Raw genomic sequence first — 19,916 nt, 5'->3', positions numbered from 1 at the left:
CCGCCGCTGGAGCCACTTGAGCAGCTGCTACACTCCACCGCTGCCGTTGGATCCGCCGCTGCTTGTTCCGTCATTGCCGCCGCTTGAACCACTGCTGCCACTCGAACCGCTGCTGCCGCTTGAACCACTGGTGCCGCTCGAGCCGCTGGTGCCGCTCGAGCCGCTGCTGCCACTCGAACCACTGCTGCCACTCGAACCACTGCTGCCACTCGAACCACTGCTGCCGCTTGAGCTGCTGGTGCCGCTCGAACCACTGCTGCCGCTTGAGCTGCTGGTGCCGCTCGAACCACTACTGCCGCCTGAACTGCTGGTGCCGCTCGAACCGCCGATGGGCCCCTTGTTGGCGTTGCGCGGGGAGGGATAGTTGTTAGCGCCCTCGCTTACATTTTCGCAGGTGCACTTGCGCTGATATTTGGTGCCGAAAGCACTGCGTTCATTGCTCGCCTTCTGGCAGACCACCCTATGGCAAATCAAAGTCGCTTCGGTTGTCTCGGGGGTAAGGCCTGTGATGACTATTGCGGTTGTCGTGGCCGCCATGCCCATGATTGTGAACCGGAGTAAATTCCGAAAATTTTGCATAGATACCTCGCTTTCTGACGCCTCGCTTCTCGGGCTTTCGCCCAAGCTTCCTCATTGTCGAGCGCGTGTTTACAACAAGGCCGCATACGGATCGCTTACGCCTCAGCGGTCGGGCTCAGGGGCGGCGTAAAAACGTTGGACAAAGCGCAGACAATGGTGCCGCATTGCGGTATTTCGATCAGAAAAAGACCAAAGATGCGCTTTTCGGGGGAAACAGATAATGTCGAAACGGCTTAGACTGGTGTTGGGAACGGCCGGCGCAATTGCCGTCGCCATCGTCTGGGGGATCATCGCCACGTCGATGGGGCTGCCATCGATCCTGATAACCATAGGAGCGGTCGCGATCGGCGCCGGCATCTACAGCTATCAAAGCCGGAGCTGATCCGGCATCCGGCGACGGCGGCTTAGCCCAAAAAATCCCACAGTCCCGGACTGCCCGCGGCAATGTTCAGTGTACGAAAATTACCAACGGGAGCGTCCTGTGGAACGTGTGGCCTCTCGAAGCTATTGTGGTGGCGGTCCGAGACACCCCCGCCTCGGGCCGTTGGCTCACCCAGCCGAGTGGTCCGCTGCTACCCAATGGCGGCGGACCGTTCACCCGCAAGACGGACCCCGGAAGACGGACATTGTGCCGAATCGAGGGAGAACCATGGTCGTTGACGAGATTGCAGCGCGGCGCCTGAAAATTCTGATCGAGCAATATATCGAGACCAGGAAGAGGCGCCACGATGAGGTTTCTACCGCAGCGGCTGAGATCGCCATCAGGGCTGTCATGCCGAATTGCCCGGTCTCCGGAAAAGCCTTGGACGACATGATTGCGGCATGTGCGTTCGAACATGGGCTGGGGGTGCTGTTCGATCGACCTGACGCATGAAGGCTAAAATTAGATAAACCGACCAACCGGAACCGGCATGCCAAGATATTTTTTTCACTTCCGAAACAATGACGGCCGCTTGACGGAAGATTTCGAGGGTCAGGAGTTGGACGGTTTGTCCGCGGCTCAGGATAACGCCATGGCTTCGGCCAAGGAAATCCTGGCCGAGGGCCTGCTCAGCGGCAGCCCGGTCCTGACAGGTCTTTCCTTCGAAATCTGCGACGAGAACCGGAAGCTGCTATTCCGATTTCCCTTCTCGGAAGCTGCCGAAAAGGCTGGCACTCGACCGTGATTGGCCAAAGGCCCGCAATGCGGGCGAGCTTTGTCGAGCCTGGCTGAAAAACCGCATGTCGCGGCAAGGCGGTCGTTGGCGCAAATCAGCACCATAAGCAAATTAGTAGCATAGCTGCCGGCACAAAGCAAGAACAAACATGGCTTGCCTTGCCGACAGGGGAACTATTTATGCTCCCGTTTGTCGGCCCAGGGCTACCGTAGCGTTCCAGGATCTCGAGGGCAGGGGACTGACCAAGGCGAGCGCGGCGAGACTGATCCGCGATCGCGACGGCCTGATCTCCCTGGTCGCCGAGTTGGGCTCTCTGACGCTCCAGGCGCGACGAGGGCGCCTGACACTTTCGACGCACATCTGCTGCGGGCATTGCCCTGCTGTGCGCAAATATGTGATGAGGAGGTGCCGCGCCATCGTTGCGGCGCGCAGATTAAGCCGGGCAGTGTGCTAACTTCCGCTGGCAATCGACCAATTTCCGGACCGGCCTGGTACGTGACCGTGATCTTGAGTCGCAGTGCATGGGAGTTCCATTCCCGATCTTGGCTTATTACGTGCACCGGAAGCGCTTCGTTGCGGGATAAGGCCATGTCCTTCAGTCGGAACTCGACGTCATTTCGCGTCTGATGACGGCAGAGTTTCTCTCTGCCGTCATCAGAACACATACCGAATGCTGGAGGATACAGGTGAAATTGAGAGACGCGGCACTTGCTGTTTTTTCAAACAAACGCCGAGGCGTGGCTTGGTATAAGATCGCACAGAAGAAGGCGGACAGATACGGCTTCTATGTCTATTCCAGCCATATGGTCTGGAAGGACCAGCCATTTTTCCGCAAGGCACTGCAGCGGGTCAAAAACATCCGCGGGATTCCAGATCCGCGAGCTTTTGTCCTGCAAAGCTGCCTACGATCGATCGAGCGGATCGACGGCGATGTGGCCGAATGCGGCGTAAGGCAAGGCCGGTCGACGATATTCATGCTGATGAGCGATCTTCGGCCACGGCACTATCACCTTTTCGACTCGTTCGCCGGCCTCTCGGAACCGACCGCAGAGGATCGCAAGCGAAACGGCCAAACGCCGTGGAAGTCCGGCGATCTCAGCACTGACGAGAGGGTAGCCAGAGAGAATATTTCGGACTTCGGCAACACAACTTTTCATGTGGGATGGATACCGGAAACTTTTCCCAGCGTAGCCGACCGGCGTTTCGCCCTGGTCCATATTGACGTCGATCTATACGAGCCGACGCGTGACGCGCTTGCCTTCTTCTACGATCGGGTGTGCGCACATGGCATCATCATATGCGATGACTACGGCTCCGCGCTCTGTCCTGGAGCCCGAAAGGCCTTTGACCAATTCTTCGAAAACCGCCCGGAAGGCATTATCGAACTTCCAACGGGGCAGGCGATTGTCATAAAGGCAGGCTAGTCCTGAATGGTTGCGGCGGCTCTCCATCGGATGAAGCGAGGACGTCGCCGAAAGCCATGATGGAAATCGGCAGGGCACGGGTATCAATTCTCGCTTGATGGCACCTGAGACGGAGCAAAATAGGCATTGAAGAACTGCTCAACGATCTCGTCGACGACTGAGTTCTTTACGTGCCGCAAGTCCTCTCTGTAGCTACGAGCAAGGCCCCCATAGGTGACAAGCTCGAACGAGGGAAGATAATGGACATTGTCCCGTTCCCGGCAGACTTGACCAAGCACGGCGCGAAGAACGGACTTGCCTTCAGTGCTCGCGGTGACGACATCCGCGTCCTGAAATGTGCGCGCCAATGCAACCGGTGAGACCGTGAGAATTATCGGCGCATCGGGTTTGCGTTCACGGACCATGTCCACGGCAGCCATCACGTTGGCGTAGTTTTCCTGAAAGCTGCTGACGTGAAGCGTTGTTTCCTGCATTCCGCCGCCGCCGAGATAGAGCGGCTTCTGCGCTGCTGCTTTGCCACTGGCCTTGTTGATGAAGACCTCGGTCATTCCAAAGGTGAATATGAATGCCGTGGCGGCATCGAAGCCAGCCCGCATTTCCCGGTTTACGCTCCCGATCACCTCTTTGAGAACTTCCGGAGATTTGGCGAAAATACCGCGCCGATACGGGTCCTGAAAGCTGGCCGAGCCCCAAGGGACGCGTTTCTTGACCTGCCACCAGTCGTCGTCTGCCTGATCCCACACGCCAAGCATTTGCTCGAGCTGGAGGCGAACAGTGAAAGTGTTGTAGAAGTTCATATGTTCCTGCCGAGGCAGCTCATCTACAATGGCCTCCGCGGGGTCGAAGCTGATATTTCCGTAGGACGGGACGCATGCGATGCGTCTGTTTGTCAACGCGCGTCGAATTTCCTGCGCAAAGCAACTCCCCATCGTGAAGAATATATCGTCAGAAGTTAATACGGGGGTCTTGCGTATAGTAATGGCGCCAGAGCTTACAAAGTCGCCATACTTCGCATTCAATTTATCCGACGCCATCAGACGGACAGGTTTGGCGTATCCGAGTCGATTGCGTATCCGAAGGTACCTTCGTTTAACTCGCTCCAGAAATGGCACAGTCGCTCCATAGTGGTCACAGCTGGCCCCAACCGCAATGCCGGACATGTAGTCCGCTTCCCGGCTAGCTGCAATCAGAAGGATTCAAGATTGACTATTCGAACGACGTCAGACCTCAGATGCGGTTCTTTTGGCGCATGTTGTCGCGGCGCAGTCTGGTTCCGCTTCACGCTTCATTGAGGCGTCTGTCGGGCTGTCCGCTGACCCCGACAGTTGTGCAGAAATCGCCTTTGGTGGATCGGCAACGCAACATGAGCCGCGCCCTTGGGACCGGGGGATCTCTCTCGCGCACGTCTGGCGTAACCCAAGGCAGACCGAGGGATTAGGGCCTACCAGAGAGGGTAATTGTCCTCCGGCTCAGCTTCCTCGTCAGCTTTTCCTCGTTTTTTTATGACCATCCGCACCAATGCTATTGCGGCTACAACCAGCAAAGCAGCGGATGTCCAAAAAAATATACTATTCATGGAAAACATTCATAGTTTTTCTCTCGTATACGTCAGTATATTAGAGGTTTCTCTTTGGAAAAGTTCAGAAGACCCTGTTCCATAATCGCGTTGGCAACAATCCTGGCAGCGGAATCCGCTCCCTTCTCGGTGAAATGCACCTCGTCGTAATAATTTCTATCCAAAGTCTCGCTGCGTTGGCAAAGGTAAGGCAACGATCCATGGAGATCAACGACCGAGGCGCCGGTTCGCTTGGCTATGTCTTCCACAATGCGTCTGTGTTCCCAAACCGCGTTTGCAGCGGGATCGTTTGGGTCTTCCTGCCGATAATTGGGGTTTACGAAGAGAACCGAGGCTCCGGCTGCCTTTGCGAGGACGACCAGTGCACTAAAGTTCGCACGAAACGCGTCTGGTGGATTGTGCGCAATGTGCTTCGAATTTCGACGTCCATCGCCTCGACGTCGAACAATGTTCCCGACATACGCGGTCGCCAGATTTTGCCGTCTTTTGAACCAACCCGAAAGCCCGCCACCTGACGGTGGCTCGAACCAGGAGCAGGAATACTGGTTGTAGTCTCGAGACAGTCCTTCCAGTCGCCGAGGATGAACATCATTGTGGGTATAGTAGTATACGATAAGATTAGGTGACAATGGTGCTACGTGGAAAAGAAGTCTCAAAACGTTCTCGACCGAGGTATATCCGCCAACTCCTGCGTTGACGATGTCAATTTCGACTCCCGGTTTCAGATCCCTCAGGTATTCGCCCAGCCGGTGCGGATAAGTACGGCTATCGTCTTCTATTCCGGTACAATAAGTAGACGATTCTCCCATACAGACAACTCTTAGACATTGCTCCGGCTTCGGCATGGCGGTTTCCGGGCCCCGGAAGCCCAGGCTATTGTGTCTCGATCTGCCGTTGCCCGAGTGCCACACAGGATTCAGCTCATATAGGGTATAGGGGTTTGGCCGAACCAAAGGTGTCGGGCAACCAGCCCATTTGGCAATCAAGCCTGGGAAACCGATCTGGAGCAGCGCCCTATCGCCTAGAAGCATAATGAGGCCTTTGCGCAAAGTGCGCCGCGCTCTCCAAAGTTGCTTTTTAACCACGTTCATCTCGACACCATGTAGCAACGCCTTTCGTGCGCGTGCTCAATCGGGCTCAAACTCACCGCGGTAGTCCATTGCGAGGGCGGAATCCTGCTTCGGCTTATGGAGAACGCAGTTACCAGCCACCAGCACGTCCAGATCCGTTCCCATGAAGCAGCGAAAAGCATCCGTCGGGGAACATACGATCGGCTCGCTGCGCACATTGAAACTGGTGTTCACCAAGACAGGACAGCCGGTAAGCGCTTCAAACCGGGTGATCAACGCGTGGTATAGCGGGTTGGTCTCGACGTGCACCGTCTGAATCCTGGCCGAATAGTCGACATGCGTGACGGCAGGAATCTCGGACCGACGGACGTTCAGCTTGTCTATTCCGAACATAGCGGCCTCGGATGCAGTCATCGCGCGGTGACGGCTCTGCTTAACCGGAGCAACGAGGAGCATATAAGGCGATTCACCCTCCAGATCGAACCAGTCCGACACATGTGCCGACAGGACTGAGGGGGCGAACGGACGAAAACTCTCGCGAAACTTGACCTTGAGATTGAGCGTCTTCTGCATATGGTCCGACCGCGGATCTGCAAGGATGGATCTGTTGCCAAGCGCCCGTGGTCCGAATTCCATCCTGCCCTGGAACCACCCCACCGCCTTGCCGTCGGCCAGCGCCGCAGCCGTGGCATCGATCAGTTGGTCGGTTGGCATGACTTCGAAAACGGCTTTGGCTCGGCTGAGTTGCGCTTCGATCTCGCTCTGACCGAATTCCGGACCGAGATAACTCCCTTTCATGGAATCTTGCTTGGCTATAACCCGCTCACCGCCGAGTTTAAGATGCCAGGCGGCGAGTGCTGCCCCAAGCGAGCCTCCTGCGTCGCCGGCTGCGGGCTGAACCCAGATTCTCTTGAAGGCACCATCTCTGAGCACTTTGCCGTTCGCCACGCAGTTAAGCGCCACACCGCCGGCCATGCACAGATTGGGAATTGCAAAATCTCGTGCCAAGCTGCGGGTCAGCCGAAGAACGATCTCATCGGCGACGGCTTGGATGGACGCGGCAACGTCCATGTGAAAATCAGTTAACGGATCGGTATCAGGGCGCCTTACCGGCTGTCCGAAGAGGCTGGCGAACCGTGCGTTCGTCATTTTCAGTCCAGTGGCATACGCGAAATAGCTTTGGTCGAGACGGAAGGTTCCGTCCTCCTTCAGGTCGACCAGCTTTTCCAGGATCAGCGATTTGAACCGAGGCACACCATAGGGGGCCAGCCCCATCACCTTGTATTCGCCACTGTTTATCTTGAAGCCGAGATAATAACAGAACGCTGCGTATAGAAGCCCGAGCGAATGCGGAAACCGCAATTCCCGCACGACATCGAGAGTTGCGCCCCTGCCGATCGCAACTGTCGTGGTTGCTTTCTCGCCAACGCCGTCGAGAGTCAAAACCACAGCTTCGTTAAAGGGCGACGGGAAAAACGCGCTGGCCGCGTGGCTCACGTGGTGTTCGGAAAAAAGGATCCGGGATGGATCCTTGAAGCCGCGGTCGATTCTGCGGAGTTCGTCGAAAATGATCCTCTTCTGAAATAATTTTCCCGTCAGCCAAGCGGGCATCGCCTTTCGGAATGAATCGAATCCGCTAGGAGCGGCGTCGAGATAGGTTTCAAGCAGACGCGAAAATTTTAGCAGCGGCTTTTCATAGAATACGACGTAGTCCACATCCTTCAGCAAGACACCGCCGGTCTGCAAAACGGACCGAATGGCGTTTGAGGGGAAGCGTTCGTCGGCTTTTCGACGGGTGAACCGCTCCTCCTGGGCCGCCGAAATGATGGCGCCGTCGACGACGAGGGAGGCCGCGCTGTCGTGGTAGAAAGCCGATATGCCCAATATATTGGTCATAATATTGTCTTCAAAACTGATTGGTCATCGAGTTCAAATCGTTCTTGGTTCTTCGTTCAATCCAAAATGTATCATTGGAATGCGTTCTTTGGAGCCGTCGGCAGATCACTCTGACCAACCGGCGTGCAAATCCGACGGGAAATACCACCCCAAAGAACGTCGATGCACACACCAAGTCGGAAAACCAACCATTGGTCGCAGCCCTCTTGGAGGGCACGTTGTGAATGTCAGACACTATTTTCGCCCACCACGAGAATGCACCCAAGCTATTGGCAAACGATTGAGCCGAAGGAACAAAGCTTGTCAAGGACGCGGCATATCACCGAGCCGATTGAGCCCGTGCGGCAGCCTTGACGGTCGCCATTCAATGAGTCGGGTTCGGCATTGACTGCGGCTCCGAACGAAGCCACAGACATGGAATAGGATATGAACTATCGCGGATGCTCAAGCGGCGTCCCGAAATCGTGCGGGTCGGCAGAGAGCAGAGGCCCTCCGGTACCAACGCACATCGCATCGGGAAATGGAATGAGCGCAAAGAGACGAATTTCGGCGGTGCTGGCATACCCGCTGGTTAAGCGTCTGATCATCGAGAACCTGCCGCCGCACAAAACGCTGTATCTCGCCGGTTTGCTGTGTTCGATCGCCGTTGCGGCGACGACCGCCGCGTCGGCTTGGATCATGAGCACCATGGTCAATAGCATCTATGTGGAACGCAACGCTGCCGCCGCATGGGGTATCAGCGCCGTAATCATCGGCATTTTCCTGGTTAAGGGCATAGCCGCCTATTGCCAGACCATCACGACGGGAAAGATTCGCCGGGCTATCGTCTCGGACCTGCAAAACCGCCAGTTTTCTCGAATGGTGCGTTTCGACATCGGTCGTTTCGCCAATCAGCATCCGGCGAAATTCGTCTCCAAGATCATGTTCAACGCGCGCGCCGGGTCATCCGTTATTCTGACGCTCACGAGCAGCACCGTCTCCGATGTGCTGACGCTGATTGGCCTGGCAAGCGTCATGGTCAAGCAGGATCCGATGATGTCGCTGATATCCGTGGCGGTTCTGCCGCTGCTGTTCCTGTCGGTGGGCGCCATAACCAGGAAGCTCAAGGCGCTGGCAAGGGGCGAGACGGAGTTGGCTGCACTGGTCCAGTCGATCGGCACGGAAGCCGTCGAAGGTATCCGGACCATCAAGTCCTTTCAGCTCGAAGACAAGGCGGTCGCCAGCTTCGCAAAGGCCGTCGGCAAGATGGAAAGGCGCGGCATCCAGATAAACCGGACGTCAGCGTTGATGAGTCCGTTGATGGAGACCGGCGGCGGCGTGATCATCGGGCTGTTCGTCATTTATGCCAGTTGGCAGACCCTCGGCAACGGCAAGACCCCGGGCGAGTTCATGGCCTTCATAACCGCCTTTCTGCTTGCCTATGAGCCCGCCAAGCGGCTGGCCCGCGTCAATGTCGATATCCAGAAGCAGATGGTGGCGGTTGAGCAGATGTATGATTTGATCGATACGCCCGAGCAGCGACAACTCGCAACCGCCGGCGAGCGCCTCACCGATGTCGAGGGCGGTATCCGTTTTGAAGATGTGGCCTTCTCCTACGAAGGCAACAGCCCGGCGCTGCACGGCGTTTCCTTCGAGGTACGGCCCCGTGAGAAGCTGGCGATCGTCGGCCGCTCCGGCGCCGGCAAGACCACCATCGTCAATCTGATCCTGCGCCTCATTGAGCCGGACAAGGGCCGGATCCTCATCGACGGAAAGGACATTTCCAAGATCGGCCTCGCCGACGTTCGCGACAATATCGCACTGGTGTCACAGGATGTCTTCCTGTTCGAAGGCTCGATCCGCGACAACATCCGCGACGGACGCCCGGGCGCCACCGATCAGGAAATCGAGTCCGCGGCGGACCTCGCCCGGGTCACCAGCTTTTCCTCCAGCCTTGAAAACGGGCTCGACACTCTTGTCGGGCCGAGTGGCACCAACCTGTCGGGCGGGCAGAAACAACGCGTCGCCATCGCGCGCGCGCTGCTCAAGAATGCTCCGGTAATCGTCTATGATGAAGCAACGTCCGCGCTTGACGGCGAAAACGAACGGGCGGTCATGGAGGCTGCTTTCGACGATGCATTCGAGCGCACGGTGATCTGCATTGCGCACAGGCTTTCAACCATCAAGGCAGCCGATCGCATCCTGGTGTTTGACGCTGGCATTCTGGCGGACGCCGGGACTCATGACGAGCTTGCCAGGCGCAGCGAAATTTATCGCTCGATCTTTCACCTGGAGGCGTCCGGCCCGATCGTCGAGGGCAGCAAGCAGCTGCGGCAAAGCGTTTTGCGCTGACGGCGATGACCAGTTTTTATCACGGTTCCTATGTCAGGTATGTGATTGCTGGGATAGGCCTGCGATTGCGCCGATACACAAAGGCCGCGCGGACATTGTTTGCCGGCTCCAAGCCTCATTCCGTTCTTGAGCTGCAGGCCAAGGCCGACGCGCTGATCGCGCGCAGGGACTGGACAGGCCTTGAAGCAAGTATCAATGAAATGGCCATCATGGCTGACCGTTCCCGCAACCCCGAGCTGATGCAGAAGGCAGGACAGGCCTTCGAACGGCTGGGCAACTTCGCCCGGGCGGCCGAGCTTCGGCTTACCGCTCGCCGGCTGCGGAAGGGGAAAAATGCCAACGAGTGGACCGGGGAGAACCTCGGTTCGGATACACTGCTGATCGATCTTGTGGAGGATGACCCGCGCAGCCTTGGCCGGGTTATCCGCCACGCGCGACTGGCCGGCGCCGCCGCTGCCTATGCGCAAAGTGCAACAATTCGGGCAGAGCCGCGGCTCATATCAATTCTGCAGCGAACGTTCCCGAAGGCGACCGTGGTCCCGGCGCAGCAGGATGTGATCGGCGACAAACGTGCGACCTTCGAAGATCTCGCCTGGGTGTTCGGACGCGATGCCGAGAAACTTGCCGCCGACTTCGTGCCGCTGCGAGCAGATCCTGGGCTCGTCGAGACATTCCGCAAGCATTATCGCTCGATTACGGATCTGCCGCTGGTCGGCCTCTCCTGGGGTAGCAAATCCCACACCAAGGACGTGCCTGACTTCCCCGAATGGGCACGGTTCATCGCCCAGACACAAGCGACATTCGTTTCGCTTCAGTACGGACAGATCAAGCCGGCGCTGCGGCGCCTGCGCAATGGCAATGACGCGCGTCTTATCTATGACGACAGCGTTGACCAGATGGTCGATATGGACCGGTTCGCTGCACAGGTCGCAGCGCTCGATGCCGTCGTGACGATCAGCAACACGGCGGCTCATCTATCCGGAGCACTTGGTATTCCGACTATTTTCCTGATCGACGACAATTTTCAGACGGCGTGGCCAGTCATCGGCGATCGAACGCCTTGGTATCCGAAGGGCGTCGTCATTCGTAAGGAAGGGCGCGCGTGGTCGGTGGTGCTCGACGAGGTTGGTCAAAGACTCTCGTCGATCTTGACGACGCATTCCGACGCTGCCTGTTGAGGATCGCCGTGCCGAACAGACGATCCGTCCTTCAAAAAGCAAAAGCTGCGGACCTGCGCCCGCAAGCAGGCGCGGGCAAGCGGCTACAGACACTTTTTGATCGAGCAAAGGAACTTCTTAAACGGCCCTCGCGTCATGCCGACGAAAGCGTCGAACGGCATATGAGGCTGATGGCGGAGAGCGTCGAGCGAAGCGACTGGAAGGCGGCCCGGGACCATGCGCTGGCACTCGGCCTGCTGGGTGAGCAGCTTGGCGATCGCGGGCTTGTCAAGAAAGCCGGGCGTGGGCTCAGACGTCTCGGCGGCGGAAACCGTGCCTGGCAGTTGATTGCGTCGAGCAAGCAAATGCCAGGCAGGCCCGAATGGGATGGCAGTGATCTTGCGGGTCGCAGGCTTGCCGTCGAGCGCCGCGAAGGCGACCTTGCGATTTTCCTTCAGTTCGCGTCGTTGCTTGGCCCGGTGGTCGCGGCTGCCGAGCGATGCATCGTCTCGGTCGAGCCGCGACTGGTGCCACTCTATCGCCGAACATATCCTGCGCTCGATCTCAGGCTGGAGGAACAGGGGGAGGTGGCGGCGGTGGACGCCGATGTCTTCGCCTGCTTCGAGACACTGGCGAAGCACTTCTGGCCGGATGAACCGGCAGCACGCGCGCCCTTCGTCCCGTTGGAGCCGGACCGCCGATTGGTCGCCGAGTTGCGCAGCACCTACCTCGATCGCGGCCCCGGTCCTCTGATCGGCTTTGCCTGGGGAAGCCTGAACAAGGCCAAGGACCTGCCGGCCCTGGACGATTGGCGGGCGTTGCTCGGCAGCCTGCCGGGACGTTTCGTCAGCCTGCAATATGGCGATGTCGGGCCGGCGCTCTCCGAGTTCGAGCACTGGGTGCCGGGACGCATCATCCATGACGCTTCCGTCGACCAGTTGTCGGATATGGACCGCTTTGCCGCGCAAATCGCTGCGCTCGATGCCGTGGTGACGATCAGCAATACCGGCGCCAATCTGGCGGGGGCGCTTGGCGTCCCAACGGTCGTCATGCTCGACGACGGGTTTCGGCTGTCGTGGCCCGCCTTCGGCGAGACCGTGGCCACATATCCAAGCGTTCGACTGGTCAGAAAAGGCGGCCAGGCATGGGCGTCCGCAATGCAGGAAGCAGGTGGACGGATCAGGCAAATCATCAGTGGAGTTGCTGATGGCCGATAGCCGATTTCTTCTCCGGTTCCGCCGCGCTATCGCGCTTGCCGGCTACAAATACAAGGTTTGGTTCCGCAGTCATCGGCGGCAGCTTTTCCTTCGCTGGCGTGACGGCGATATTGCCGATCAGATGGCGGATTATCGGCGAAGCATCGAGGCGCGCGATTGGTCGGCCGCGCTGCCGAAAGCCCTGGCGCTAGCATCGATCGCGAAGTCGAGGGGCGAGGTACATCTGCTCGACGAGCTCGGCAAGGCGCTGATGCGGATGGGCGCTTACGGCCCGGCGGCCGAACTCAAGATCGCCCGGCGCCATATCGTTGAAGGCCGTGTCGAGCGTGAGTGGCTCGGCCAGGATGTCTCGGGCCAGGTACTGCTCGTCGACCTGATGGAGACCGAGAAGCAGGGGCTGGCCACCGCGATCCATCATGCGAGTTCCGTCGGCCGCGCGCTCGTCCGCGCCGCACGATTGATCGTGCTCGTCGAGCATCGGTTGGTGCCGTTGTTTCAGCGGACATTTCCCATTGCCGATGTGCGGGCTGTCGGTCCCGGGAACAAGGCCGCCTACGCCGAGGCGCAGGCCTTTGCCGGCGTCCAGCATCTGACTGCTGTGTTCGAAACCAATGAGGCGACGATCCGGGAGCATTTCGTCCCGCTTAAACCGGATCCGGCGCGGGTCGCTGAACTTCGCGCCCGCTACAGCGAGGACGGCCGGCCGCTGGTCGGCGTCGCATGGGGCAGCTCCAATCCCGGCAAGGACCTGCCGCCGCTGGCGGCGTGGCGTCCCCTGCTTGGCCGACAGGACCTTCGGTTCGTTTCGCTGCAATATGGCCGGACCGAGTCAGACCTGAAAATCTTGACCGATGGCGACCCGACACGTGTGTTGCACGACCCTACCGTGGATCAGCTTGTCGACATGGACATGTTCGCGGCGCAGGTTGCAGCGATGGACGCCGTCGTAACCATCAGCAACACCGGGGCCCACCTGGCGGGCGCCCTCGGCGTCCCGTCGGTCTTCATCCTTGGTGACGGCTTCAAACGTTCGTGGCCAGTGGAGGGCGACCGCACGCCCTACTATCCTTCGGCCGTGCTGGTCTCAAAGCGCGAACGGCCCTGGGCCGACGTGATGGACGAGGCGCGACACCACATGTGCTCACTCATCGCCTCTAGTTGACTCCGCCACGCCTGGCATCGCGAACGCACTAGGAAGGCCACAGCAGCCAAGTGGTCAAGGGCCTTTTTTTACGGCGAGAACGCTGTAAACTGCCGGCTGGCGGCTGGTTCAAGACTTGGAGGGCGATGCATATCTTTGGGTAGGTCGGGGAACAAGTCGGCTTCTCTTATCAGCGAAGACTTTGTGCAGCGGCTCCTCGCGGTGTACAGGCTTGTGCATCCAGGAAACCTGTTCAGGCGGGGGCGTATCTACGCTCGCGGCAGGGCAGAGACGAGGACGGTCTACTTCGTCCCACACAATCGCAACAATGTTCGTCTGCTGGCTGAGGCGGCTCAACTTCTGGTCGACGGCGGCATTCAATGCGTATTCGCGCATATTGACGGATTGAAACGCGGCGGCGTCGCACGCCCTGAACTAAACGCCCGGGGAACGTCGCATATCAGCTTTGCTGAGCTCAAGCGGACGATCAGACCCTGCGACATGCTGGTGACTGGAAATGACTATGCACCGCAATTTTTTAGGCGGTTCATAGATTCTATCAACTTCGGAATGGTCCGTGTGGTCGGCCTCATCGGAGGTGCGAGACTGCTGCAGCCGCATCGATTTGTGAGAGCTGACTACATCCTGTCGATGGGACCGGCAGCGCTGCAGCAACGACGACAACCGACCTACATTGTCGGCTCCCCGGTAATTGAGCGTGCTGTCGAAAACGCGGGCGCCAGGCACGATGAAGGGCTTTTCGTGCTGGTGAACTTCAAGGGGGATATCGAAGACCTCGCAGACCGCCAATCGATTGAAGCGGTGGCAGCCGCATGTGCGAAACTCGGCCTTGCCCATGTCGTTAGTGTCCATCCCACGATGTTCGCAAAAGTCGACATGCCGAACAAATCGCCCGTAGACTTCGCACAACTGCTCCCGGACGCCCTGGCGCTAGTAACTCGCCCAAGCACCACGGTTTACGAAGCGATCGCCTGCGGCATTCCGGTGGTGCTCTTTCCGCTGGTTTCGCCGATGGTCGAGTTCGACAGTCCTATGGGCGCTTTCAAACCAACATGGTCGGAGCATCAACTCGTCGACGATATCCTTGCTGCGGTCAGGTCAAGACCGACCTATTTTGAGCAAAGCCGGGACTTCCTCAATGCCAATCTGTCGATTGATCCAAAGATGCCAGCTTCGCAACGGATCGCCAATGCTTTGATCGATATTTACAACCGCTGATTTTGCGCAATCAAAGTGCTCGCAATCGGAGGCCTAAGTTGAGATTGTTGTCCAACTTCTTTGCAAAAAGGCCGCCACTCCTTGTCGTCTCGTTTCCCAAGTCCGGGCGGACGTGGCTGCGCGTAATGCTTGACGATCTGGGCGTCAATGCGGCTTACACGCATGATGGTTCCGACCACAAGGAGCTGCGTGACATTGCACAGATCAGCACCGACAAATCACGCTACAAACGGCAGCGGATCCTATTTCTGACGCGAGACCCCCGCGACACTGTGGTGTCTGGATATTTTCAGGTTTGCAAACGCCATCAGCTGGGAGCAGGTCCGATAGGCGAATGTGTAAGGAGCCCCAAACACGGCGTCGAGAAGATTGCCCTTTTCAATCTGCAGTGGTTCGCAGCCGCAAGTTACATGCGAAAAATTGCGCTTCTGCGCTATGAAGATATGCAGCGGGATACAAACGACGCTTTGCGCAGTGTCGGAAACTTTGTGGGAAAGTCCTTCGACGAGTCCAACCTTGCTGATGTGGTCGTCAGTAGGTCGTTCAAACGAATGCAGCAATCTGAAATCTCAGGAGAACTGGGTGCGCGCTATGGCGGAAAATTGCGACCACGCAATCCTGACGACCCGGAAAGTTTCAAGGTTCGAAAAGGTAAGGTCGGTGGTTATTTGGACTACCTCAGCGTAGATGATGTAGCCTTCTGCGACAATGTACTTGCGCGGCTCGATTACTGGAAGCGGCTCGATGAGGCCTTCCTGCGGCATGGCATATCTTATATCGGCGACAGGGGCAGGTGTGAATTGATCCGATGCATCGGTTTGTCTGCGGATGCGGACATAGCGGCACGACGCCGATAGCTACGATTTTGCCTCATATGCCGATGCCTTTTTTGCCATCTAGGTTCTGCTCTCCGGTTCGAGAAGGCCGAGAAGCAGGTCTGGCTGGCCACAGCGATCCATCATGCGAGTTCTATCGGCCCGCGCGCTCGGCCCGGGCCGATCCCCAGATCACGGCCGCCTACGGCCCTGGGCCGAGGTGATGGACGAGGCGGAGAAGAACATGAGGCGCCTGCTCGAGGCCGCTCGAGCCTGACCGTACAAATCAGCAGGGCGGTTGAGCATCCAGGCAGTTTCCTATACTGGTCTGGCCCGGCTGGCGGAGCCGGCAAAAAGCTTTCGAACCGAAGATCTTCCTGCGGAGCCAATGATGTGCGGATTGTTCGGCGTCTATCGTGCCGAGGGCTTTTCGCCCGACGATATCCATCGTGCCGACCAGGCCCGCGACACGCTTGTGCACCGCGGCCCGAATTATGGCGGCGCACGTGTCACCAGCGATCTCTATCACGGGTTTCGGCGCCTCAGCATTATCGACCTCTCGGCGGCAGGCAATCAGCCCATGGTCAGCGCCGACGGGAAGTTCGCGATCACGGTCAATGGTGAGATCTACAACTGTCGCGAGCTCCGCGCCGATCTGATTGCCAAAGGCTGCGTATTCACCTCGCAGTCCGATTCCGAAGTTGTGCTGCATGGCTATCGGGTGTGGGGGCTCGAAGGGCTCTGCGAGAAGCTGGACGGCATGTATGCGGCCGTGATCCATGACGGGGAACGCCGCAAGCTGCATGCGATCCGCGACCGGCCGGGCATGAAGCCGTTCTTCTACTTCCATTCGGGACGCCGATTTGCCTGGGCGTCGGAACTCAAAGCGCTGCAGACCTGGCTCGGCGACGATCTGCCGCCGATCGACGAGACGGCTGTCCTGGACTATCTCGCATGCCGCTATATTCCAGCGCCCAAAAGCCTTTACCGCAATATCTTCAAACTTCCGGCCGCAAGTCGGCTGACATTCGATCTGGAAACCGGCCGCGTCGATGTCGGGCGTTACTGGACCATGCCTACCGAACTCCGCTCGGACAATGACGACCGCCTGGCCGACGGGCTGCGGGACCGCATGCAGGCGAGCGTTGCCGCTCACATGGTGAGCGATGTGCCGGTCGGCTATTTTCTCAGTGGCGGCATAGACTCGGCGGTTGTCCTGTCGCATGCCGTTGCGGTGAACCCCACGGCAAAGGCGTTTTCGATCGGCTTCGAAGATCCGAGATTTGACGAGAGCGCGCAGGCGGCCAAGGTCGCGGCGCTGTTCGGCGCCGAACACGCGATCCGGATCCTGCAGCCGACAGAGCTCGATGACGTCTTCGACCGCACGCGGGAATGGTATGACGAGCCGCTTTCCGACAAGGCCGCCATCCCGGCGTTTCGTGTCTGCGAATTTGCCAGCCGCGACAGGACCGTCGTGCTGACGGGCGATGGCGGGGACGAGCTTTTCGGCGGCTATCGCTCATACAAGCGGTTTAGCGGCATTCGCAGGAAGCAACGTTTCGTCCCGTTCGGTTCACAGAGCGGGTGGCGCCTGAAGGACCGCAATTTGCGCCTGATCACCACGCGTGACCCGGTCGAGCTCTCCATCGCCATTGGCTCCGGCAGAACGAGATGGCAGCGCGACGTCTATCGCGAACGCCTTGCCATCGCTGCTGACTATGATGAACTCGCCCATCTCAGGGCGTGGTGGAAGCCGGAACTCGGACCGTTGCGCAGCCTGCAATATCTCGATTTTCATACCAGTCTGCCCAACAATATCCTGACCAAGGTCGATCGGTTGAGCATGTCGGTTTCGCTCGAAGCGCGTATCCCGTTCCTGTCGCGAACGATGATCGAATATGCGTTCAGCCTGCCGGAGTCGTTTCTTTACAAGGATGGCCAGCTTAAGGGCGGGCTTAAATACGCATATCGCAATGTTTTGCCGGCAAGCACGCTCAAACGTAAGAAGCAGGGATTTGGTCTTCCACAAAGCTGGAAGCGAACGGCCGTGGCTTCGCAATCCGAGGAAAGCTATCAGGAGGCGGTATTGTCCGGTTTCCTGAAAGGCGCCAAGTTTTCGAATGCCTCCGCATAGCCACCCTCAAGGCTGCCAGCATTTCTTTTTCGCCGTGACGGAGCGGGGTCGGGCCATGGGAGCACTGCCGACATGGTGATGCGGACCGGATTCATATGCGGCTGCGGTCATAGCGGCACGACGTTGATCGCGACGATCCTCGCAGCCCATCCCGACGTCTACCTGCCGTTCCAGGAAACCAATGTCTTCTTCAAATGGACGCCGCTGGCGATGTTTCGCTATTGGAAGCTGAAGCGCGCGGCGCGCGGTGCCGGAAAGACCTTGCTGCTTGAAAAAACGCCGCGGCATATCCGTCGCGTCGGCCGTATTCGCCGCCTCGTGCCCGGGGCGCGTTTCGTGATGCCGGTGCGGGACGGGCGCGACGTCGTGGCGTCATTGGCCAAGCGTCTTGGCGATCCAAGGGAGGCGCTCGACCGCTGGATCGGCGACAATGCGCTCGTTCTCGCCGAACAAGGACAGCCGGATGTACTGATCTATCGCTACGAGGATCTGGTCGAGGATCCGGCCAAGATCGTCGAGCGCATCTGCGGCTTTCTCAACCTGCCCTTCAGCCCGGACCTGCTCGACTATCACAGGAAGCCGCAGCAATGGTTCAAGCCGGCCGAAGTCGAACTTGAGAAGCAACATACTGCACTCCGCAACCAGCAGGTCAATCAGCCGATCTATGACGGGCGCGGACGATGGAAGACCGACCTTGGTCAGCAGGAATTGGCGGAGCTTACCGAGGGCCGTGGGAAGCCCCTGATGCAGGCTTTCGGGTACCTTTGAGCGATACGCCCGATATTTTCACTCTGGAAGCGCGCGCGGATAGCCAAACTGATCGAAGTCGCGCTCATATGCGCGATAGATGGAATCCGCCAGTTCTGGCGTGAAGTAGTCGGCAAGCCTGCGACGCGAGGAGGTGTGCAGGGGCGGCATCGCCGCGCGCCGCATATCGTCGCCTGCACCGACATGATCGAGAACCCGTTCGAAATCCTTTGCGAAAGTCTCGGTCTTGCCGATGAGGTCGAACGCAACTCCTGGAACTTCGACAATGTCGCTTTGCCTCTGCCAATGTTTGTCGATGCGCCATGTGGACGTCTTGCAGGCAAAGGCGACGAAATCTGCAAAGGACAGGCTCTTGTCAGCGCCGACAGGCAGCGCCGGATCGGCCCGTTCGCGGTGGGCCAGATAGACCTCGACCCTGCCATAGCCAGGCACAAGGGGACGGTCGCGATATTGGTCGGCCCAGCACGACAACAGCCTGGTGTAGGGATTGCGAACGAAGGTAAATCGCAAGGCTTCAGCACTTGTCGCCATGTGGTGGAACTGCACGATGCCATGGCGAGGCGCCTGCAACCGTGACGCCTTTCGGTTGTGGACCTTCCAGTTCTGGTCGCTGCGCCACCCCGACACGGTGTCGTTGCCGATCATGGCTGCAAGGTTGCTTCGAATGCGGCTGCTGGCCGCCTTCGGCGTTGCCAGGTACAGGATCTTGAGTTGCGGGACCACGTCGATCAAGTCGTCCGGCAGGTATGCGGTTGCCACGGCCCTGCGGTAGAAGGCGAGGGCTTCCGGATGCGCCCAGGCAAGAAACGGCTCCCTGACTACGTCGCGAAGGCTTTGCAGCCGTGGCCGCAACGAGCGCTCGAGGCGACGGAGTGCGCCGAGCTGGGGTTTGCCCGGCACGACATTATCGGGCGAAACATGGCTGGTCGTCATCGGCAAAAACCCTCGCCTTGAAATCAGTCTACCTGTCGTGGCATAGGCCTGTAAGCAGGCAGACTGTCTTTACCGCATTGCCCTATCCAAGGCTGGCTTACGGCGCTTAATAGACCGCGAAGAAACTCCCGCCAAGTTCGAAAGCTCAATTGAGGTGGATAGAGGCATCGCGCGTCGCACGGGCTTGTCACAGCACGACCAACGCTTCCGGCCCTGGTGCAGGACAATGATCGCCTTTTGTGCTGCGATGTTTTTCCGGGGGTGGGAAGGCGTTAGACAACGCAAATGTTCCGCCAAATTTTTTACATTCAATCTCTAACTTGGCAGCGTCGACAGACTTACGCTATACGCCGCGGTGGGCACGGTAAACGGGGGACGAAACCACTCACGGATCGAGCTCGAATGTGCTGAAACGATTTCGGAAAATCAAAACAAAGGTTGGCCGAACGGTCGCCAAAAGGACCATACTGGCTTCTCCG

At 58.5% G+C, this 19,916-nt stretch carries 17 protein-coding genes; 13 read left to right on the top strand and 4 right to left on the bottom strand.

The features are described 5' to 3' along the window. Window positions 1–16: 16 nt before the first annotated feature. The 5 genes from NKH29_RS14155 to NKH29_RS14135 all read left to right on the top strand — a co-directional run bounded on the left by NKH29_RS14155 (window position 17) and on the right by NKH29_RS14135 (window position 3,160). Window positions 17–364, top strand: coding sequence for a hypothetical protein (locus tag NKH29_RS14155; protein WP_352858370.1), 348 nt, complete (start codon window positions 17–19; stop codon window positions 362–364). A gap of 435 nt (window positions 365–799) precedes the next feature. Then, window positions 800–961, top strand: coding sequence for a hypothetical protein (locus tag NKH29_RS14150; protein ID WP_352999926.1), 162 nt, complete (start codon window positions 800–802; stop codon window positions 959–961). Window positions 962–1,228: 267 nt separating this feature from the next. After that, window positions 1,229–1,453, top strand: coding sequence for a hypothetical protein (locus tag NKH29_RS14145; RefSeq protein ID WP_023717697.1), 225 nt, complete (start codon window positions 1,229–1,231; stop codon window positions 1,451–1,453). 37 nt (window positions 1,454–1,490) lie between these two features. After that, window positions 1,491–1,745, top strand: coding sequence for a DUF6894 family protein (locus NKH29_RS32630; RefSeq protein ID WP_023717696.1), 255 nt, complete (start codon window positions 1,491–1,493; stop codon window positions 1,743–1,745). Window positions 1,746–2,422: 677 nt separating this feature from the next. Beyond that, complete coding sequence (locus tag NKH29_RS14135) at window positions 2,423–3,160, top strand: TylF/MycF/NovP-related O-methyltransferase (protein ID WP_352790180.1); 738 nt, start codon at window positions 2,423–2,425, stop codon at window positions 3,158–3,160. A gap of 83 nt (window positions 3,161–3,243) precedes the next feature. On the opposite strand, the gene NKH29_RS14130 is transcribed toward NKH29_RS14135, so the two are convergent. The 3 genes from NKH29_RS14130 to NKH29_RS14120 form a co-directional block, all read right to left on the bottom strand. Next, entirely contained in the window at window positions 3,244–4,320 is a 1,077-nt protein-coding gene (locus NKH29_RS14130) for a GSCFA domain-containing protein (protein ID WP_084642470.1), read from the bottom strand. 448 nt (window positions 4,321–4,768) lie between these two features. After that, a complete protein-coding gene (locus NKH29_RS14125) occupies window positions 4,769–5,581 on the bottom strand; it encodes an SGNH/GDSL hydrolase family protein (protein ID WP_352587179.1) in 813 nt (270 codons plus the stop codon). Window positions 5,582–5,863: 282 nt separating this feature from the next. Continuing rightward, entirely contained in the window at window positions 5,864–7,702 is a 1,839-nt protein-coding gene (locus NKH29_RS14120; protein ID WP_031193594.1) for a carbamoyltransferase family protein, read from the bottom strand. A gap of 525 nt (window positions 7,703–8,227) precedes the next feature. Between NKH29_RS14120 and NKH29_RS14115 the strand changes: the two genes are divergently transcribed. From NKH29_RS14115 to NKH29_RS14080, 8 genes are all read left to right on the top strand, one after another. Further along, a complete protein-coding gene (locus NKH29_RS14115; RefSeq protein WP_051409617.1) occupies window positions 8,228–10,033 on the top strand; it encodes an ABC transporter ATP-binding protein in 1,806 nt (601 codons plus the stop codon). Window positions 10,034–10,098: 65 nt separating this feature from the next. Continuing rightward, window positions 10,099–11,211 (top strand): glycosyltransferase family 9 protein, encoded by a 1,113-nt coding sequence (locus NKH29_RS14110; RefSeq protein ID WP_352640893.1) that lies wholly within the window; start codon window positions 10,099–10,101, stop codon window positions 11,209–11,211. Window positions 11,212–11,372: 161 nt separating this feature from the next. Beyond that, a complete protein-coding gene (locus NKH29_RS14105; protein ID WP_352494619.1) occupies window positions 11,373–12,407 on the top strand; it encodes a glycosyltransferase family 9 protein in 1,035 nt (344 codons plus the stop codon). After that, window positions 12,397–13,569 carry a glycosyltransferase family 9 protein gene (locus NKH29_RS14100; RefSeq protein ID WP_352999924.1) on the top strand — a complete coding sequence of 391 codons (1,173 nt, stop codon included), beginning with the start codon at window positions 12,397–12,399 and terminating at the stop codon, window positions 13,567–13,569. Before NKH29_RS14105 ends, NKH29_RS14100 begins: the two co-directional genes overlap by 11 nt. Before the next feature lie 201 nt (window positions 13,570–13,770). Beyond that, window positions 13,771–14,787 carry a hypothetical protein gene (locus tag NKH29_RS14095; RefSeq protein ID WP_352999923.1) on the top strand — a complete coding sequence of 339 codons (1,017 nt, stop codon included), beginning with the start codon at window positions 13,771–13,773 and terminating at the stop codon, window positions 14,785–14,787. A 2-nt stretch (window positions 14,788–14,789) separates the two neighbouring features. Beyond that, the gene (locus tag NKH29_RS14090) at window positions 14,790–15,644 is read left to right on the top strand and encodes a sulfotransferase domain-containing protein (RefSeq protein WP_353040565.1); all 855 of its coding nucleotides are present in this window, start codon (window positions 14,790–14,792) and stop codon (window positions 15,642–15,644) included. A 349-nt stretch (window positions 15,645–15,993) separates the two neighbouring features. Continuing rightward, window positions 15,994–17,736 carry an asparagine synthase (glutamine-hydrolyzing) gene (gene asnB / locus NKH29_RS14085; protein ID WP_352999922.1) on the top strand — a complete coding sequence of 581 codons (1,743 nt, stop codon included), beginning with the start codon at window positions 15,994–15,996 and terminating at the stop codon, window positions 17,734–17,736. Window positions 17,737–17,808: 72 nt separating this feature from the next. Continuing rightward, window positions 17,809–18,504, top strand: coding sequence for a sulfotransferase family protein (locus tag NKH29_RS14080; RefSeq protein ID WP_023717684.1), 696 nt, complete (start codon window positions 17,809–17,811; stop codon window positions 18,502–18,504). Between the two features lie 18 nt (window positions 18,505–18,522). Here NKH29_RS14080 and NKH29_RS14075 read toward each other — a convergent pair whose 3' ends face one another. Further along, on the bottom strand, window positions 18,523–19,437 hold the full coding sequence (locus NKH29_RS14075) for a sulfotransferase family protein (RefSeq protein WP_352999920.1): 915 nt from the start codon (window positions 19,435–19,437) through the stop codon (window positions 18,523–18,525). Between the last annotated feature and the right edge of the window lie 479 nt (window positions 19,438–19,916).

This window comes from Mesorhizobium sp. M1295, assembly GCF_040318135.1.
Classification (GTDB): Bacteria; Pseudomonadota; Alphaproteobacteria; order Rhizobiales; family Rhizobiaceae; genus Mesorhizobium.
Note: the sequence above shows the minus strand (reverse complement) of the source record. Positions and strands in the feature narration are given on the sequence as shown.

Excerpts from the sequence above, each read along its gene's own strand:
- NKH29_RS14150 (WP_352999926.1), top strand. The coding sequence starts at position 800 with ATGTCGAAACGGCTTAGACTGGTGTTGGGAACGGCCGGCGCAATTGCC.
- NKH29_RS14145 (WP_023717697.1), top strand. The coding sequence starts at position 1,229 with ATGGTCGTTGACGAGATTGCAGCGCGGCGCCTGAAAATTCTGATCGAG.
- NKH29_RS32630 (WP_023717696.1), top strand. The coding sequence starts at position 1,491 with ATGCCAAGATATTTTTTTCACTTCCGAAACAATGACGGCCGCTTGACG.
- NKH29_RS14130 (WP_084642470.1), bottom strand. The coding sequence starts at position 4,320 with ATGTCCGGCATTGCGGTTGGGGCCAGCTGTGACCACTATGGAGCGACT.
- NKH29_RS14125 (WP_352587179.1), bottom strand. The coding sequence starts at position 5,581 with ATGCCGAAGCCGGAGCAATGTCTAAGAGTTGTCTGTATGGGAGAATCG.
- NKH29_RS14120 (WP_031193594.1), bottom strand. The coding sequence starts at position 7,702 with ATGACCAATATATTGGGCATATCGGCTTTCTACCACGACAGCGCGGCC.
- NKH29_RS14115 (WP_051409617.1), top strand. The coding sequence starts at position 8,228 with ATGAGCGCAAAGAGACGAATTTCGGCGGTGCTGGCATACCCGCTGGTT.
- NKH29_RS14105 (WP_352494619.1), top strand. The coding sequence starts at position 11,373 with ATGAGGCTGATGGCGGAGAGCGTCGAGCGAAGCGACTGGAAGGCGGCC.
- NKH29_RS14100 (WP_352999924.1), top strand. The coding sequence starts at position 12,397 with ATGGCCGATAGCCGATTTCTTCTCCGGTTCCGCCGCGCTATCGCGCTT.
- asnB (WP_352999922.1), top strand. The coding sequence starts at position 15,994 with ATGTGCGGATTGTTCGGCGTCTATCGTGCCGAGGGCTTTTCGCCCGAC.
- NKH29_RS14080 (WP_023717684.1), top strand. The coding sequence starts at position 17,809 with ATGGTGATGCGGACCGGATTCATATGCGGCTGCGGTCATAGCGGCACG.
- NKH29_RS14075 (WP_352999920.1), bottom strand. The coding sequence starts at position 19,437 with ATGACGACCAGCCATGTTTCGCCCGATAATGTCGTGCCGGGCAAACCC.